Origin of the sequence: Streptomyces sp. NPDC090798 (genome assembly GCF_044768965.1) — a bacterium.
Classification (GTDB): Bacteria; Actinomycetota; Actinomycetes; order Streptomycetales; family Streptomycetaceae; genus Streptomyces.
Genome location: NZ_JBIVXA010000033.1, coordinates 1 through 14,919 on the forward strand (window position 1 = coordinate 1; position 14,919 = coordinate 14,919).

General features: G+C 69.4%; 16 protein-coding genes and 1 pseudogene. 8 read left to right on the forward strand and 9 right to left on the reverse strand.

Annotated features, from left to right (window positions below; all coding sequences use genetic code 11):
• Positions 1-202: 202 nt before the first annotated feature.
• Positions 203-604, reverse strand: coding sequence for a hypothetical protein (locus ACIQTP_RS42790; RefSeq protein WP_402037769.1), 402 nt, complete (start codon positions 602-604; stop codon positions 203-205).
• An 84-nt stretch (positions 605-688) separates the two neighbouring features.
• Positions 689-844, reverse strand: coding sequence for a DUF6131 family protein (locus ACIQTP_RS42795; RefSeq protein WP_403410557.1), 156 nt, complete (start codon positions 842-844; stop codon positions 689-691).
• A gap of 430 nt (positions 845-1,274) precedes the next feature.
• Here ACIQTP_RS42795 and ACIQTP_RS42800 point away from each other — a divergent pair, with 430 nt between their 5' ends.
• The 5 genes from ACIQTP_RS42800 (at position 1,275) to ACIQTP_RS42820 (ending at position 5,143) form a co-directional block, all read left to right on the forward strand.
• On the forward strand, positions 1,275-1,769 hold the full coding sequence (locus ACIQTP_RS42800; protein WP_403410560.1) for an SPW repeat protein: 495 nt from the start codon (positions 1,275-1,277) through the stop codon (positions 1,767-1,769).
• A 135-nt stretch (positions 1,770-1,904) separates the two neighbouring features.
• On the forward strand, positions 1,905-2,480 hold the full coding sequence (locus ACIQTP_RS42805) for a DUF2231 domain-containing protein (protein WP_403410563.1): 576 nt from the start codon (positions 1,905-1,907) through the stop codon (positions 2,478-2,480).
• A gap of 489 nt (positions 2,481-2,969) precedes the next feature.
• Positions 2,970-3,620: a carbonic anhydrase gene (locus tag ACIQTP_RS42810; RefSeq protein ID WP_403410566.1), complete on the forward strand. Its 651-nt coding sequence runs from the start codon at positions 2,970-2,972 to the stop codon at positions 3,618-3,620.
• Positions 3,621-3,871: 251 nt separating this feature from the next.
• Complete coding sequence (locus ACIQTP_RS42815) at positions 3,872-4,600, forward strand: GAF and ANTAR domain-containing protein (RefSeq protein WP_403410569.1); 729 nt, start codon at positions 3,872-3,874, stop codon at positions 4,598-4,600.
• A 276-nt stretch (positions 4,601-4,876) separates the two neighbouring features.
• On the forward strand, positions 4,877-5,143 hold the full coding sequence (locus ACIQTP_RS42820; protein WP_403410572.1) for a DUF4235 domain-containing protein: 267 nt from the start codon (positions 4,877-4,879) through the stop codon (positions 5,141-5,143).
• Positions 5,144-5,519: 376 nt separating this feature from the next.
• Here the strand turns inward: ACIQTP_RS42820 and ACIQTP_RS42825 are convergent, their stop codons facing one another.
• On the reverse strand, positions 5,520-6,197 hold the full coding sequence (locus tag ACIQTP_RS42825) for a HemK2/MTQ2 family protein methyltransferase (RefSeq protein WP_403410575.1): 678 nt from the start codon (positions 6,195-6,197) through the stop codon (positions 5,520-5,522).
• Between the two features lie 817 nt (positions 6,198-7,014).
• On the opposite strand from ACIQTP_RS42825, the gene ACIQTP_RS42830 reads away from it, so the two are divergent.
• From ACIQTP_RS42830 to ACIQTP_RS42840, 3 genes are all read left to right on the forward strand, one after another.
• Positions 7,015-7,488: a hemerythrin domain-containing protein gene (locus ACIQTP_RS42830; protein WP_403410578.1), complete on the forward strand. Its 474-nt coding sequence runs from the start codon at positions 7,015-7,017 to the stop codon at positions 7,486-7,488.
• Between the two features lie 179 nt (positions 7,489-7,667).
• Entirely contained in the window at positions 7,668-8,120 is a 453-nt protein-coding gene (locus ACIQTP_RS42835; protein WP_403410581.1) for an SRPBCC family protein, read from the forward strand.
• Entirely contained in the window at positions 8,113-9,702 is a 1,590-nt protein-coding gene (locus ACIQTP_RS42840) for a phytoene desaturase family protein (RefSeq protein WP_403410584.1), read from the forward strand. Before ACIQTP_RS42835 ends, ACIQTP_RS42840 begins: the two co-directional genes overlap by 8 nt.
• Positions 9,703-9,836: 134 nt before the next feature.
• Here the strand turns inward: ACIQTP_RS42840 and ACIQTP_RS42845 are convergent, their stop codons facing one another.
• The 6 genes and pseudogenes from ACIQTP_RS42845 to ACIQTP_RS42870 all read right to left on the reverse strand — a co-directional run bounded on the left by ACIQTP_RS42845 (position 9,837) and on the right by ACIQTP_RS42870 (position 14,905).
• Positions 9,837-10,208 (reverse strand): PRC-barrel domain-containing protein, encoded by a 372-nt coding sequence (locus tag ACIQTP_RS42845; RefSeq protein ID WP_403410587.1) that lies wholly within the window; start codon positions 10,206-10,208, stop codon positions 9,837-9,839.
• Positions 10,209-10,477: 269 nt separating this feature from the next.
• Entirely contained in the window at positions 10,478-10,639 is a 162-nt protein-coding gene (locus ACIQTP_RS42850) for a hydrophobic protein (RefSeq protein WP_402037793.1), read from the reverse strand.
• 150 nt (positions 10,640-10,789) lie between these two features.
• Positions 10,790-11,233, reverse strand: a pseudogene (locus ACIQTP_RS42855) (transposase family protein); the annotation flags it as partial.
• Positions 11,234-11,273: 40 nt separating this feature from the next.
• Positions 11,274-11,915 (reverse strand): hypothetical protein, encoded by a 642-nt coding sequence (locus tag ACIQTP_RS42860; RefSeq protein WP_403410769.1) that lies wholly within the window; start codon positions 11,913-11,915, stop codon positions 11,274-11,276.
• 458 nt (positions 11,916-12,373) lie between these two features.
• Positions 12,374-12,502 carry an LPFR motif small protein gene (locus ACIQTP_RS42865; RefSeq protein WP_403410591.1) on the reverse strand — a complete coding sequence of 43 codons (129 nt, stop codon included), beginning with the start codon at positions 12,500-12,502 and terminating at the stop codon, positions 12,374-12,376.
• Between the two features lie 309 nt (positions 12,503-12,811).
• Positions 12,812-14,905 carry an SWIM zinc finger family protein gene (locus tag ACIQTP_RS42870; protein ID WP_403410772.1) on the reverse strand — a complete coding sequence of 698 codons (2,094 nt, stop codon included), beginning with the start codon at positions 14,903-14,905 and terminating at the stop codon, positions 12,812-12,814.
• Between the last annotated feature and the right edge of the window lie 14 nt (positions 14,906-14,919).

Consider the following 14,919-nt stretch of genomic DNA (forward strand, 5'->3'; position numbering starts at 1 on the left):
TGGGGGTGGGGGCGGTGGGGTTACGGGCCCGACGTTGCCGGCGCCGACCCCGGTCTTTCCCCGGTCGGGGGGGTATGGGTTAGGCGCCGGGGGGGGGGGGGGGGGGGGCCCCCGGGGGCGCCCCCCGACTCCAGCTCTACCTCGACTGTCACCTTGAACGGCGGGGATGTCGCAGGCCTCGGCGCGAGACTGGGCGCGAAGGTCAGCGGGCCTTGCGGCTGCCGGGTGGGTCCTGCGGGTCCTGAGGGTCGACGCCGGTGGTGGCGGATGCGTCCCTGGTCCCGCTGGGGCGCTGGGAGCGGCCTTTGGGGCCGGTGTCGTGCATGCCCTTCTCGTCACTGCGGGCCTTGCTCTGTTCCTCTCCGCGGCGGCTCGTGCTCTTCACGGGCGTGCCGTGCGGATCCCCGGCCTCCTCTTTCGAGACCTTGCGCCCGGGGCCCTTGCCGGGAGCGTGCTGGTCGGGGTGGAACGAGCGGTGGGCGCTCGGGTTGTCCTGTTGGCGGGTCTCGTCGACGTCCGGAGACCAGCCGTGCTGCTGGGTGCCCTTGTGCCGGCTGGGGCCCTCACCGTGCGGGGGCTGGGATGACTTCGGCTCCTTGGCCATGGTCTGGCCTGCCTTCCTTTCCTGCACTGAGTACGTCCTGTGTGAGCTTCACGCGTTGCGGAGCTCCCTGTGCCGATGTGGCTGCTACCAGTAGTGCTTGCGTCCGCCGACGCCGTGGCCGAGGGCGCCCACGATCCACAGGACGACTCCGATGACGCCGAGGATCACGCCGATGGTCCACAGGATGCTGATTCCGGCGACGAGGCCGATGACGAGCAGAATGACGCCGAGGACGATCATGGTGTCCTCCGATTTCGCTGTGATGCCTCTTCCAGACTAGGCACATCGGCGCCCTCACCGCTCTGTCGTCCCGGCGCGAGCACCGTCCTGACGTCGACACCGTCGGGCAGCCGGCACGCCGCATCCGACTCGCGATCGCCTTCCGTGGTGGTTCCCTGCCCGGAGGGTGTCCTGTCGAGCGGTCGGTCGCGCCATGCGGCGTACGCACTTCCACCAGGCGCAGGGCCCGATCTCGAGGTCGGTACCGCCTATCGGGTCGTGGGCACCGGTGCGCGGATCAGCTGGCCCCGCCATCCGCGCGGGCGGGACGCGCCTGCGGCCACCTACGGCGTCGGCGCACGTCGCCACGATCAGAGACATGCACTGTTTATCTATTTATGTCGGCTTTAGGGGTAGATGGTGGATAACCATCTCTCCCTTGGAGGCCGTCATGGCGTTCACCCATCACGCACCCATCGAAGAACACCCCGACCTGATGGAACTGCGCGCCCGACACGACCGCGCCGCCGCCACCCCGCGTGCCCAGATGATCGAGGCCCTCGCTCTCATCACCGGCCTGTACCTCGCCGCGTCCCCCTGGATAGTCGGCTTCAACGGCCTCACCACCCTCGCCGTCACCAACCTCATCGCCGGCATCGCCTACATGCTGCTCCTGGGTGGTCTCGGCAGCTCCTACGAGCGCACCCACTCCATGGCCTGGGCCGCCGCCGCCATCGGCATCTGGACCTGCGTCGCCCCCTGGGTCGTCGCAGGCGACGTCGCCCACACCCGCTCCATCACCAGCAATCTCATCACCGGCGTCATCGCCACCCTCCTCGCCGTCGCCGCCGCCTCCGCCGTCCGCGGCCACACCGACAACCGCCGTCTCAGCACCGGCAGCCCCGACGACCGGCGCACCATGTACCAGGGACGCGACGACCGCTGACCCTGCGGACCCCGCCGGGAACACCGCCAGGAGGCACGCCGTACCCGGCCATGACTCCCCCGTCGGCAGGCAGACAGTTCGAGTGCAGTCGAGGCCATGGTGGGATGGCGGCGTGATGCCGGGTAGTCGTTGTACATGAACACACACGCCCTCGACACCTCCACAAAGGCCGGAAAGACCTCGGCCCTGGACACCGCGTCGGCATGGTGGCTGACGGCCCTGGACCGCATCGAACGGTCAGTGGTAGCGGATCCGGCGATCCGGGTTCTCCAGCGGGGAATCCGCTCGCTCCCGCTGGGTGAGGTACGCGATCTGCTGCGCGGCAGGCCGCTGGGCCATCCTGTACATCCCGTTCTGGTACAAGTACCGATCGGCTGCTGGCTGTCGGCCGCCGTACTGGACATCGTGCCGTCCGGGCAGCGTGCGCCCACGACCCTCACGGCCGTCGGTTTGGCCGGAGTCGCCCCGGCAGCGGTCGCCGGCTGGGCCGACTGGGCGGACCTGCCGCCCGAGCAGGCCCGGGTCGGACTGGTCCACGCGGTCTCGAACGTGGCTGCGGTGGCCTTCTACACCGCGTCCCTGACGGCGCGACTCCGCGGTCGCTCGGCCAAGGGCAGGCTGTGGTCGCTGGGCGGACTGACGGCGGTCGCTGTGAGCGGTGCGCTGGGTGGCCACGTGGCCTATCGGCAGGCGGTCGGGGCGCATCCCTGAGGTCTTCGGATTGTCGTCGGCTGATGGGTGAGTGTGAGTCCGGTGCCGGAGCAGGCTCCGGTCACCAGGGCAAGCGGTCGGGTGGTGACTGGGCTGTCCACGGGGACTCTGTTCCGCAGGGGATGGCACCGTGGTCCCCGACCTGCGGGACGGCTCCTGTCCCAGCCCGGTGAGGCAACAGGGCGGCGCGCCCGGCCTAGTGAAGTCACCCGTTCGGCAGGCGTCGTGAGCGCAATCGTCTCGTTGGGGACAACGTGACAGTGCACGGTGAACAACATGTCGGCGGCGACCTGACCGGTGGCAATTGCTCCTACCAGGGAGACCGAACGCGCCGCGCGCTGAGGCTGCGGCTGGAAGCCGCAGCCTCAGCGCGGCTTGGCATGCCCGGCGCCACAACGCCCGGCGCCCGGCCACTGGCCGCCGCCCACACGCCTGGCGTGGCGAGCCCCTGCGCTGTGGCCCGCCCGGGCCTGGACGTAACCTGCGATCATGCCTGATACCCCGCACCTGACACCGTCCGAGGCCCTCGACCTACTGTTGGTCGGCAATCAGCGATTCGTCGCGGGCTCCCCGCAGCACCCGAATCAGGACGCCGCGCGCCGCGCCGCGACCGCACCCGGCCAGCGCCCCTTCGCCGTGCTCTTCGGCTGCTCCGACTCCCGCCTGGCCGCGGAGATCATCTTCGACCGGGGCCTGGGCGACCTTTTCGTGGTCCGCACCGCCGGCCACGTGGCCGGGCCCGAGGTGCTGGGCAGCATCGAGTACGGAGTGAGCGTCCTGGACTGCCCATTGGTCGTCGTGCTGGGCCACGACTCGTGCGGCGCGGTCGCCGCGACCCGTGCCGCCCTGACCGACGGACTGGGCGCCACCGGATACGTGCGCGACGTCGTCGAGCGCGTCACGCCCAGCGTCCTGGCCGCCCGCGCCGCCGGACTCACCCACGACGACGACATCATCGCCGAACACATACGGCACACCGTCGACCTTCTCCTGGACCGCTCCCGAGTACTCGCCGACCAGGTCACCACCGGACAGACGGCCGTAGTGGGCCTGTCCTACCGCCTGGCTGACGGCAGTGCCCGCCTCGTCACCGCCCGAGGTCTGCCGGCCGAAGAAGCTGCCCCGAGCCCGGGAGCCTGAGTGGCGAGCCAGCACCGCGGCCACCCTGCCGCGGCGAGTGGTGTACGTACGACCGCCCGCTGCGGTCGTACGTACACCCCACGCCTGGACCTCATCTGCGTGCCGATTGCCTGGTGCGCGTCGCCGTCAACGAGTCCGGCCTTGCAGGAGGTCAACTCAGCGTGGCCGAATGAGAAGGTGACCTCGCCGTAAGGCCAACATCGGGGGTAATCAACGCGCGGGTCGCGGCGTGGGTTGGAGGGCACATCGCGATGGACTGGCAGGGCTTTGCGCAACGCATGGCCTCGATGGCGCGCGATCTGCTGCGGCAGGAGTCGGACACGGCCACACTGCAGCGGATCGCTTCGTCGACGGTGGAGGTGGTCGAGGGCTGTGATTCGGCCGGCATCCTGGTCCGGCACGGCGACAGGGTGGAAACGCTGGCTTCTACGGGCGTGCTGGCAACGGAATCCGACCGGCTGCAGGACCTCCTCGGGGAGGGACCGTGCTTCGACATCGCCCGCAGAGCGGGCAGCGCCCAGGTGTTCCGCATCGAAGACCTCACCGAGCATCAGCAGCGATGGCCCCGCTACACCCCCGAGGCATGCAAGTTGGGCGTCGGGAGCATGATGGGATTCCTGTTGTTCGCCGACGACGAGGAGTTCGGTGCGCTCACCATGTACGCGCGCCGGCCCGGAGCCTTCAACGAGGTCAGCGAGACCGCCGGGGTACTGCTGGCCTCGCATGCCGCTGTCGCACTCGCCAGTGCACGCACATACACGCAAATGCACAGTGCGCTCGCGACTCGGCACACCATCGGGGAAGCGATGGGCATCCTCATGGGGCGCTATCACCTCGACGAGGACGGTGCGTTCGCCGTACTCCGGGAGCTTTCTCAGAAGCGCAACATCAAGCTCCGGTTGATCGCACAGCAGGTATGCGAAAGCGGCGGCATCGAGGATGGAAGGCATGAGGATTCGGGCGGCTCTTCCAGCACGTAGTCAGGACCAGGAGAGCCTGACCATGCCGTTCCCCGGGAGAACGGCAACGGCTGATGGACGGGTGCCCACATATCACCGACATACCGGCTCAGGGCTCGGCTCATGGCGCCACAGCGCAAAGAAGGCCGAGCGTCGGGGTCCCATTGAGGCGCAGAGAAAGAAGCCAGTCACTGAAAGTGACGACCGGTGAGGCGACGCGTCGGGGGTACTCGGGAACCGGTTGAGCACGGCAAGGCTGATCGCCCTGATGGTCGTACACCGTGTCAGGAGGCGGCGATGAAAACCTCGAAGATCGCCTACAAGCCTGTGGGGCTGGTTCTGGGCACCGTAAGCGGCGTGCTGGCCGGCCGGGTGTTCAGGCAGGTCTGGAAGAAACTCGGGCACGAAGGGGACGCCCCCGACGCCACCGACGAGCAGCACGGCTGGCGCAAGGTCCTGACGGCTGCTGTCCTGCAGGGCGCGATCTTCGCCGGAGTCAAAGCCGCGGTCGACCGGGGCGGCGCCGTCGCAGCGCGCCGCCTGACCGGCATCCGGCCCGGCTGACCTCTTGGCTTCACCCCAGCCCACCGGCTTCACCCCAGCCCGCCGGACGACGGGCAAGCCCGCTCGCCCGGAGGATGGGACCCCGTGAGCGCCCGTCCCCTCCCCCAGTCATGCCTCTCAACGAGGCTCCGCTCTGACAGCGCCGCGCCGCCCCGGACCACCAAGGCGTAGAAACCCGCACCCAGTGCGGAATCTCCTTGTAGTGGTGCTCGTCGTAGTCCGACTTCAGATATCCGTTGACGGTGTCGTTGAAGTGGATCCAGTGCGGCGCTTGCCGTGCGCGTCAAGGTGGTCCTGCGATTCCCAGTGCTGAATTAGGCGGTCATGACGAGCCGCGCGGCGGTCCGTCGCGGTCGGTTCTGATGCGGCGCGGCGCTCAGGCGGGTACGGCGCGGACGATCACCAGTTCTTCCAGACTCTCGGCAGCGGGCATTCCCCGCTCCCGCAGCCAGTCCAGCCGGGACAGCAGCACCGGTCCGAACGGGATGGTCGCCCGTTCGGTCACCGATGCCCTCAGCCCCGCCGCCGTCAGACGATCGAGCGTGGCCTCCACGCCGCACAGAGCGGAGTGCACGACCAGAAGCACACCGGTCGGCCGCAGCACCGCAGGCGCCGCGTCGCAGACACGGTCGAGGAGCGCCCGGCCATCCCAACCCGCGTCCCAGGAGCGGCTCGCTCCCTTCGGTGGCCACGCACAAGGTGAGGGAACGTACGGTGGGTTGCTCACCACCAGGTCGAAGGACCGTCCCGGGACGGCGGACGCCAGATCGCCGTGCCGGACAGCGATCTTCTGACGGCGGCGCATCGCGTTGAAACGTGCCGACAGCACCGCTCGCCAGGAGATGTCGACGGCGGTGACGCGGGCACCGAGACGCGCCGCTTCCAAGGCGAGGGCACCGCTGCCCGTTCCCAGATCGAGCACTTCCGCTCCGCCTGCGATGTCCTCGCGCTGCAGCGCCCCGGCCAAGAGACGTGTGTCGTGCTGAGGCTCGTACACGCCCGGCAGCGTTCTCAGTCGCGGCGATGTGGACGGCGGACGAGCTAGGGTCGTCATCGAATTCCTCCGGGCCTGCGTGAGTTGCAAGAAACGCATGGCGGACAAGGTTCCCACCGTGTCGCATGCTCTGGTCCCCCCCGATCGGAAGGCCCACAAAGGTGAACCACCGGCAAAGGCATAAGCGTGGCCGGGCGTGTTCGTCCTTCTCCGATCGGCGTGTCGTGCTTCTGGAGGGACTGGGTTGTTCGGGTTCCCGCCGACGCTCAAAACATGCGGTACGAGTCCACGGCGGGTTTCGCGCGACATGCACGTACCGAAGTCGGGCAAGTACCGAAGCAGGCCGGCGACGGTCGGACCTGGGCCGGTCGAGTACCGGAGGACAGCCCCCTGCGTTTGCGGAGATTTCGCTTTCTGGCCGGGCAGAAGACCGGCTGCAAAACGCGGACCGTCTCGATGGAAACCCGTTAGATGCGCCTGAAACCGGCAATACCCCGGTGGGCGACCGGACTTCCGCACCTGTCCCGGTCCCGAACCACTGAGTCCCGGAAATCGGCGGTGGCGCGCGTATGACAGAGCGGTGGGGGGCGACCGCGCCTACCCTGAAAGGGGCTTCACCGCGATATCGGAGGGCACGATGATCGTCCTCGGCGTCATTCCGCTCGTCATCGGGGCCATCCTCTGGATTGTGGGCGCCCTCGACCACCTTCCGCACCCAGTCCCTCGTCGAGGCCCTCTGACCGGCTGACGCCTCAGCTCAGGTCATCATTCCGGGCCGGCCGGGCTTTCGTCTGTGCAGGTTTCGAGGCTGCAGTGGGTACTCGGTTCCCCCGGGCGGCACCGGCCGTCCGGAGGAAGCTGACATGGAGGAAGAACTGTGGACGGGATTGTGCTGCTCAAGGAAGACCACAAGACGGTGGAGAAGCTGTTCAAGCAGTTCGAGAAGGCCGGCGACGACGCCCATACCGAGAAGCGGAAGATCGCCGACCAGGTGATCGAGGAGCTCACCACCCATACCTGGATCGAGGAGAAGATCTTCTACCCGGCCGCCCGCGAGGCGGACCCCGACACCAAGGACGACGTCCTGGAAAGCGTCGAGGAACACCACGTCGTGCTGTGGATGCTCTCCGAGCTCAAGGACCTCGACCCGGCCGACGAGCGGTTCGACGCCAAGATGACCGTCCTCATGGAGAACGTCCGCCACCACGTCGAGGAAGAGGAGAAGGAGTGGTTCCCCGAAGTCCGCAAGGCCATGGGCCGCAACCGACTCACCGAACTCGGCGAACAGATGGAAGCGGCCAAGAAGAAGGCCCCCGGTGAACCCCTCGCCGTTCCCAGCGCCGAGCAGTAGACCGCCCACGGCGGGCGCGCCTGCCGCGCGCCTGCCGCGGCGCAACCACTCGCCGGCCCGCCCGCGCCCTCCCCGCTGCCACCACTCGCCGCCGGCCTCCGGCGGCCGATCCCACCCGGGGAGGTACGCCCGCTCCGATGGATGTTCCGCACGTTCCGTCAGGCAGGAGGTGTTCTGGTATGGCTGTCCGTCATCAGCTCATCCATCGTCCCCCGCACGCGGTGTGGGCAGTTCTTGCCGATCCGGCCCGGTACGGGGAGTGGGTGGTGGGACCCTCCGAGTCCACGCCCCTCGACCAGGCCTGGCCCGAGGTCGGTTCCCGGATCCGCTACACCGTGCGGCTGGGTCCCTGGTCCTCGGACGGGGTCACGACCGTCCGCCACAGCGATACGGGCAGGGAGCTGGAACTGGAGGCATCGTTCAAGCCGCTGGGCACCGCGAGGATCTTCCTCCAGCTCCGTCCGTGGGGCGAGGAAACCCTCGTCGTCTGTGATGAGCACCCCCTGCGAGGTCCGGGCGGCACTCTCCACAACTCCGCGACCGAAGCGCTGCTGCAGCTGCGGCACCGGGGCATGCTGGCCCGCCTGGCCAGGGTGGTGGAACACCAGCACGACGCGACCAGCCATGCCTGACGCGGTGGTGATCGGCGCAGGCCCCAACGGGCTGGTGGCCGCGAATCTGCTGGTGGATGCCGGCTGGAGCGTAGAAGTCCTGGAAGCACAGGAAGAGCCGGGAGGCGCGGTCCGCAGCGACCGCGGCGTCCACCCCGACTACGTCTCGGATCTCTTCAGCGCCTTCTACCCCCTGGCCGCCGCCTCTCCGGTCCTCGCCCGCCTCGACCTCGCCGAGGAAGGACTGCGGTGGAGCCACGCCCCGCGTGTGCTGGCCCACCCGCTGAGAGACGGGGGGTGCGCCGTTCTGGAGCCTCATGTGCAGGACACCGCGGCCGGACTGGCAGAGTTCGCGGCAGCCGACGCAGGCGCCTGGCGGGACATGTACGACGTGTGGAGCCGTGTCGGGCCGGACCTGGTACAGGCCATGTTCACGCCCTTTCCCCCGGTCCGCGCCGGACTCCGCCTCGCCGCGAAGCTCCGCGCCGCTGGAGGCCTTCGGCTCGCCCGCAACCTGTCCCTGCCGGTGCGGCGCCTGGGCGAGGAGGAGTTCGCGGGCGCGGGGGGTCGCCTCCTGCTGGCCGGCAATGCACTCCACGCCGACCTGGCCCCTGAGGCCGCCGGCAGTGGCGGCTTCGGCTGGCTGATGTCGATGCTCGGGCAGAGCCATGGATTCCCGGTGCCCGTCGGCGGCGCCGGCGCCCTGACGGCGGCGCTCGTGACCCGCCTCCAGCGCCACGGGGGCAGCCTGCGATGCGGCGAGCGCGTCGCATCCGTCGTCGTGCGGGGCGGAACGGCAGTCGGTGTCGAGACGTCCGGCGGGGAAGCCGTCGCGGCGCGGCGGGCCGTGTTGGCCGACGTGTCGGCGCCTGCCCTCTACCGGGACCTCGTGGGCGAAGAACATCTGCCGGCCCGCCTGCTGCGGGACCTGGAGCGCTTCCAGTGGGACTTCGCGACATTCAAGGTCGACTGGGCGCTGACGGGCCCGGTGCCGTGGGACGCGCCGCAGGCCACCGGGGCGGGGACGGTCCATGTGGCCGACGGTGTCGACGGCCTGACCCGGTTCGCCTCCCAGATCGCCATGGGACAGGTTCCCGACGAACCGTTCGCCCTCGTCGGCCAGATGACCACGGCCGATCCCAGCCGCTCCCCCGCCGGCACGGAATCGGCCTGGGCCTACACCCACCTTCCGCAGCACGTCACCTCCGACGCAGGCGCCGACCGCATCACCGGCCGATGGGACGTCCGCGAACAGGAGGCCATGGCCAACCGTATCGAAGCGCAGGTGGAACGGCTTGCGCCCGGCTTCCGCACGCTGATCGGCGCTCGTCGGATCCTTTCCCCCACCACGCTCCAGGCCATGAACGAGAACCTCCACAACGGCGCCATCAACAACGGCACCACCGCCCTGCACCAACAGGCGGTCTTCCGCCCCGTACCCGGCACCGGACGACCCGAGACTCCCGTCAAGAGCCTCTACCTCGCCTCCGCTGCCGCCCACCCCGGCGGAGGCGTCCACGGGGCGCCCGGCGCAAACGCCGCCCGAGCCGCCCTGCGCCCCCACCGACTACACACTCTCCTCCACCGCGCCCAGCGCGTCTGAGGCCCAGCTGTCCCCCGACGGCGTCCACGCCCGGTGTCCGGACGCTCATGTATGTGCTGCTGCCCTGCGCTGGCGCCACGGAGCACGTGAGTGGGCCCGAACTCGACGAGTTCGGGCCCACTCACGTACGGGAGTCAGATGATGGGCTGGCCACCGGCGGGGGTGATCGGGCGATAGTAGGCGCCCAGTTCCTCGCGGTAGCCTGCGTCGCCGAGGTGCTTGTCCCGGTGGAACTCGGGGGCGTTCTTGATCTGTTCCTTGGTCCGGTCGACGAAGATCTTCTTCTTCTCCAAGTCGATCTGGATCACGGTGCTCGCCGGGAGGAGAACCTCCTTGCCGAAGATCCAGACCCCGGTGTCCACGACCAGGTAGGCGTCACCGACCTCGTCGGAGTGCTTGTCGACCTTGCCGATGTCGCCGTCGATCGCCTCGACCTTGTAGCCGGTCAGATCGCCGCCGGCCAGGTGGCCCGAGGTCGACTTGTAACTCCACACATGCTCAGTCACGCGAAAACAACTCCTCCGCTAAACAGAGGACAGCGGGGAAACCCTGCCGCCCTTCCTATTTCGCATACCACACGGGGCAGCTTTCTCTTCCGCTCGAAATCCGATTGCCCTGAACCCGGCGCTTCATTCGTCCAAGTCAAGAGACGAAGACCGGGATGGCCGTCGGACGGCGGAGGCGGGCGCAAACGTCGGCATGGCGTTGTGGCCCCCTCCGGAGAGGAGGACGGCCACCGCCATGTCGTTTCCGCATTCAGCCGAAGCCCGCTCCGCTACCAGCGGTACCAGCGGCCACTACTGCCCTTGGGCCGGGCGACGAAGCCGATCAGCCACAGGACCAGCACGACGATGGCGACCCACCAAAGGATCTTCAACGCGAAACCCGCACCGAACAGAAGCAAAGCCAGCAGCAGAACGAGAAGCAGGGGAACCATATTATCAACCTCCGAAAATCCGTATGCCCCTCCTGTCCCCGCTCACACCTACGGATTCACAAACCGCCTGAATGCCTGTCGCGAAACACCCGGCCGGTCCATAATCCGAGGAAATACGGGATGCAGGCAGGTCAAGCGCGTGGGCAGCATGGCGGTCGCCACGAGCAGGCGGGTGTCGGCGTCGATGATGACCTGCACGTTCGCGGAGAACCGGTGGTTGCGGCTCGCGGCACCGACCTTGCGGTCGCGGACCGGGACCAGCGTGCCGTCCACGATCCACAGCCGGTCCGCGGCATCGACGGGACGGGAGGCCGGCTCGAGCGCGAGGAGGGGCCGCAGCCGCTGGATGACCCTGCGCACCGTGGCCGGCGAGACCCCGAACAGCGGTGCGAGCTGCCGCATCGTGAGGTTCGTCCGGTAGTGGACAGCCACCACCAGCACCCGGTCCGCAAACGGCAGACACCACGGCCGCCCGATGCGCGGCCCGTCGCCACCCCGCTCCCGCTCCAACTTCGGCAACCGCTCGAACTGCTTCATCCGCAGCCCGGTGAACGACTCCACCCACAACGGATCAGCCCTCAACACCCCAGCCATACAAGGGAAATGCCCTGCATACGGCCTTCTGCGACACGCTTCAGTGCAGGATGCTGACGGCACGGGCGATCACGAGGAGCGAGGTCAAGAGGGCGGAGACACTCTGGATGCTCATCATAATTTTGGCCCTCGTCGACAGCGGCATGGTGTCGGTCGGACTGAATGCGGTGGAGTTCGTGACCGACACATACAGGTAGTCCACGAGAGTGGGAACCCAGTCGGACGTGCCACTGGCGCCGTCGGCGACTTCCTCCACGGCGTCGTCGTTCTCGTCCTGTGAGAAACGGAAGTCCGCCATGGGCAATGCGGCGCGGGGCTCCTGGGTGCGGCTGACAGGACCGCCTCGATCCAGTTCCCAGTAGGCCAACCCGAAGACGATGACGTTGGTGAGCCAGACCTGCAACGCGGCCATCAGCAACGACCCGCCGTTCTTCACCCCGGCGTACACCAACTCGTGAATCAGGATGCCCAGCGCTACCAGATTGCCCATCGCAATGACAGCTACGAGCAGCAGGGACAGGACACGGAAGGCTCGGGTCTGGCGGGTCAGGCGCCTCGGGTTAATCGCGATGAGCGGTACGAGCAGAATCAACTCCAGAGCAGGCAGCACGTAGCGAGGTGCGATCAGCAACCGCTGCGGCAAAGCCAGGTACAACGTGATCGCGGCGAGCGTCGCGATCACGGCGGGCAACCGCGCTTCCCCTCGACGTTCGTGCCGAGGATGTCTCGTCTGGGCCTCTGAGCGCGTGTACGGCATGTCCCGCCCCCTCACTAACACCTTATGAACAACGCCCCGAGATCCTCACCACACGGAAACATCAGCGGAGCTGGAGTTCCGCGTGTTCGTCATCGAGACCATTCCGTCATGGCGTCCGGTCGCGTCGGACCAGACTGGCTTAGACGCCCAGTCATTTCTTGTCCTACGTTGCAATCGCTGGAGCCGACCATTGGGTGGCACGCGCAGCAAGTAATCTAAGGGATGCCGAAAGGGAAATGGCCACGCACACCACTGCCGGGGCGGTGAGTCGACCTCGGCCGTCTCGACCTGGCCGACCCTGCACGCGTCGCGCGGCCCATTGCTTAGCCGCCCCGTATCCCGCTCACCGGGACACGCGAACAGCAGATGGCGCACTTTTCGCTTCAGTGATGAACCCGAGCGCCATCTGACGCTCCGCCGAAGAGGCTGGCAACCGCCCGAAAGGGCAGAGTGACAACGGTGGCGAGTGCGCGGCCGACCGAACGCAGAACGTCAGCAATTGCTTGGAACAAGATGAAACCCTTCCTTGGAACGGGCACGTGAAGCGCTCTGCCGCGACGGTTCACTGGTGGGGCGGATGCCCTACAAGCACCCGAACAAACTCTCGTCCGTTTTGAAGCAACGCCCCTGTAGTGGAACAGGAAGCGCGGGTACGGTGTCGCCGATGTTCGTTTCCTCGTGCTGACGCTCTGGCAAGGACCGCGCGCAGGTGTAGGGATCCGAAGCCCGCGGCCGTCTGCTCCTCGGATCGAGCGGTACGAGACGCTGCACGCCCTTGCTGACCGGGGTGCCGGGTGACTCGGTGGGTGTGGGCGGGTGGGTCAGAGCTCGCCCGGTGCGCCGAGGCCCGTCAGGGCGCCGACCGGGTCGAGGTCCGGGGTGCCCCGGGGCCACCAGTCCTCGTGGCCCGGTTCCGATTCGTAGGCGTACCAGAGGCCGTCGTGGCCCAGGCGGAGCTGGGCGTGGCCGCGGGGGTGGGTGAGGTGGTTGCGCCAGGGTCGGAAGGCGGGGAGGTCGGCGGCGAGGAGGAGGGGGCGGGCGCGGTCGAAGCGGCCCGCGGGCGGGTCCCAGGGTTCTTCGAGGACGGTGAGCCCTTCGAGGCCGCCCTGCCGCCAGGCGGCCACGGCACGCGCCAGGTCGGCGGGGGTACGGCCGGCGGCGGAGGCCAGCGAGGAGTAGAGGGCGCGGGTCGCGGCGGTGAGGCCGGAACCGGGGCGGGCGGCGGCGAGCCGTACCGCGTCCTGCCAGAGCGTCAGCTCCGCGACCGGGTCTCGGCCCGTGGTGAGCAGCGCGTGCGCGCGGGCGGCCGCGTCCGTGGCGAGCTGGTCCAGTGCGAACGGGTCGGGGCCGCCCGGCGCGCCCGGGTAGGTCGGCGGCTGCTCGGGGTGCGCGGGGGCGGGCAGCGGCGCCGGGAGGGGTGGCAGAGCCCGGCGCGCGAGGGCGTCACGGGCCCGTACACCGGGCAGCGGCGCCGACTGCTGTTGCTGGGCGGCACGGGCCGCGCGGGTGGCGTTGCGGCGGGACAGTGCGTCCAGCAGCTCGCGCTCGCCCCTGCCGCGCAGCAGAAGCAGTACGAAGGGATCCTCGTCGAGCAGACGTGCCGTCTGGTAGCAGAGGGCGGCGGCGTGTTTGCAGGGGTGGCCGTAGTCGGGGCAGCTGCACTGGGGTGCGAGGTCGCCGGGGCCGGGGAGCAGGGCGACTGCGCAGTCCGCGAGCGACTTGGGCATTTCCTTGTCGAGGAGCGCAGCGATGTGCCCGGGGCGCTCGGCGGCCGCGTCGAGGAAACGGTCCCAGTCGCCGTCGTCCAGCGTCCGCAGTCGGACCTGGACGCGGTACGGCCGCGGGCGGCTCCCGTGGACATAGGCCAGCACGAGTCCCGGTGTGACGGTGATGGCGTCGACGTGCCCCTGGTCGGCGTACGCCCGTCCGCGCACCAGCCGCGCCGCGTCCAGGGCTCCCTCTTCGAGGGCGCTCACCCAGGCGTTGCCCCACCAGGTCACCGCGAAAGGGTGCGCGCCCGCTTGCGAGGTGCGGGCGGGGAGCGCTTCGAACGTGCGGCGCAGCTCGCCGTCGCGGCGCGGGGCTGCCATGGAGCGTGGCAGGGCGGCGGAGGACGGGAGCGTGCTCGGCTCGCCGAACCGGGGCTGCGTCGGGTGCGCCGACCTACGGTGTCCCTTCTCGGCGTCGGTCTCGGTGTCGGCCTTGGCGTCGGACTCGGTGTGGTTCTTGGCGTCGGGCTCCGTGTAGTTCTTGGCGTCGGGGTCGCGCTCGGCGTCGGCGTGCGCCGGACGTCCGGGGGCGGTTGCCTCGCGCGTCGCTTCGGAGCCGGGCAGCTCGAAGACCTCCGCGAGCACCTCTCGTACGTCCCGGACCCGGCCTCCCCGGTCGTGGTCCCGTCGGTCACGCGGGGCCCGCGAACCGGCCGACGCACGGTCCGCGGATCGGTGCGCGCTCCCGACTCCCTTGGTTTCCGCCGCCGTTCGCGCCTGTCTGGCCTCCGTGCGCGCCGCGCGCAGTGCCTCGCGGGCGATGTCACCAGGACGCGTGCCGGTCGCGGGCACGTCGGCGGACGGGGTGTCCGCGGTCTCCGCTTGGGCGGGAGGCCGTACCGGGCCGGGTTCGGCGCCTGAGTCGGTCTCCGGATCCGCGGCGGTGTCCGCACCCGAACTCGGGTCCGGGTGCGGATCGTTCCCCCTCGTGGCGGCCCGGCGCAGGGCCTCCCGGGCCGCGTCGCCCGGTCGGGTCGCCGGGGAGGTCACCCCGTCGGACCGCGAACCCGGCTCGTCCCCTGCCGCCGGAGTCCGGGAGTCTCGCTCGCGCGCGGCTCGCAGCGCGCGACGCGCCAAGTCGGCGGGGCGCGGCCCGGCCGCCGGATGTGACGGCTCGGCGTCCGGCACGTCCACGCCCCCGGTCACCGGTCGCGTCTCCT